Here is a 1,899-nt window from a genome sequence, read left to right as displayed (position 1 = left end):
CAACGCAAGGCTGGCATTCAGTAAGCCGTGGGTAATGGTGCGCTGAATATCACTTTCAACACTATTACCTTGAATTTGGTTTTTCACTTCATTGGCAAGATAAGGGGCGGAACCATTAGCAATCGCGGTAACAATATTGTTGCCCATTACACCTTGCGTAAATGCAGTGATGACTTGAATTGCGCGGGTGTATTTACCCCCCGAACCAAAGTCGGATTGGTTGGTATAATCCTGTAAGGCTTGCTGGAAGAGGTGATTTTGAATATCACGCTCGGTGACGTTATCATTGGTTTCTGAAAGGGCTTGATAGAGATTGTCGTAAGCAGTATCAGAAAGATTATCGAGTTTTGAATCAGCTTTCGCTTGGTTCGTACCACGAATAGTATCAATCGTGGTTGCTAAGTCGATAACCTGCGCAACTAACGAAGGTAGTCCCTATTGCTAAGCCGGATAGTTGATTATCCGGTTAGCTGATGTGTGAGGTAAATAAAAGGTTCCATTATATAATAGAAATCTTATTTCAATAATTTATTACTCATGATTGATATATATTGCATTATCATTAGGAGGAGGCGTTGTAGCCCATCCCATACTGACTACAACTTTTCGAGCTAGCACTCTCATTTTTTCCCATTCCATACTGGATGCAAGTGCTTCATTACTCCAAAAACGTACATTATTTGGACCGCTGATTGATAACATATAATCATCAAACTCTTTTATTGTTGAACATTGTTCAACAGATAATAACTCATAGTTTATATCATCTAGTGCAATTTCCCATTCAACAGCAAGTTGATCTGCAACATTTACAAAATCAGGGAATAAACTTATTTGGATATTACTTGGCTGCATAAAAGCACGAGTAATCCATTCCAATTGTTTCATAATATCTACTCTTTAGTTTTATCAATTATTGTGGCTTTCTCATTTTGCATTGTTTTGTATGTACTTGGGTCTACAACTTTCATTGTACCTTGTGTTGTTGTGGATACTTTATAATAACTACCGCCATGTCTACCTCCTCCTGGGTGATATTGGATTTGACTAATTTCAGGATGTCCTTTAACCTCAATAATAACTGCTTGGCCAGAACCTCGTGTTGATTAACGAACATTAACTTGATAGCCTGCGGCTTTAAAATCTTGAGCTATATCCTCTGTAGAACGCCCCCAAATAGCTTGAGGTGTTTTAGTAAAATTAGTTGCAATATTTACTGGGTTATGAGAGTTAGGTTGCTTTGGAGTCGTACCTTTATTTCCTTTACCACTCCCACCATTAATCATTCCGGGAAGAGCCATTGCTATCAAACCGGCTGCTTCTGGTTCAAGCCCCATTGCCTCAAATCGTTTAGCCCACTGATGTTCGACTGTAATCCCTGTCGCATCCATACTCAACATATACACTGCAGGCAGATAATCACGAAAATCATCAGACAACGATTTATCTGCGGCAAGATGTTTTATTGCTGTATCGAAAGCATTCCATTGTTCAACTAAATATCCATACTGCTGTTTACACTGCTCTGGTGAGGTTGAACAAATTTGCTTTATTTCTTCCTGTTGCCGAATATTGGCATCAACCATATCACGAATAACTTGCTGACATTCTTCACCGACACAAGTTCTTGCTTTATGTGCAAAATTTTCTAGTTGATTGGTGCTCAACCAATTATTCTCAACCACCACTTTCCCGGCTTGGGCGGCATTGGCAACACCGGCACTATTATCGCTAATTAAACCGCCGACAATCCCAGAGGTTAACGTTGCCCATGCACTTATATTCTGCTTTTCAGTTTCAGTGAGTTCTTCGGGGGTTTTGCCATAAAATGAGTGAGATAAAATACCCACTGTTTCCCCTGTCATTGCGCCAGAAGCTTGCACTACTGCATTCTCACCT

At 39.9% G+C, this 1,899-nt stretch carries 2 protein-coding genes; both read right to left on the bottom strand.

Annotated elements, in window-relative coordinates; all coding sequences use genetic code 11:
* Window positions 1-531: 531 nt before the first annotated feature.
* Window positions 532-888: a hypothetical protein gene (locus tag GWI68_RS00030; RefSeq protein WP_109410249.1), complete on the bottom strand. Its 357-nt coding sequence runs from the start codon at window positions 886-888 to the stop codon at window positions 532-534.
* A 218-nt stretch (window positions 889-1,106) separates the two neighbouring features.
* Window positions 1,107-1,899 (bottom strand): VENN motif pre-toxin domain-containing protein (locus tag GWI68_RS00025; RefSeq protein ID WP_166539022.1); only part of this gene is annotated, 793 nt, incomplete at its 5' end.

The organism is Proteus sp. G2669, from assembly GCF_009915245.1.
GTDB lineage: Bacteria > Pseudomonadota > Gammaproteobacteria > Enterobacterales > Enterobacteriaceae > Proteus.
The sequence above is the reverse complement of the archived record's forward strand: the minus strand, read 5'-3'. Positions and strand labels throughout refer to the sequence as shown.

What these genes read in the sequence shown, in the direction of transcription:
- GWI68_RS00030 (WP_109410249.1), bottom strand. Translation starts at nt 888, where the DNA reads ATGAAACAATTGGAATGGATTACTCGTGCTTTTATGCAGCCAAGTAAT.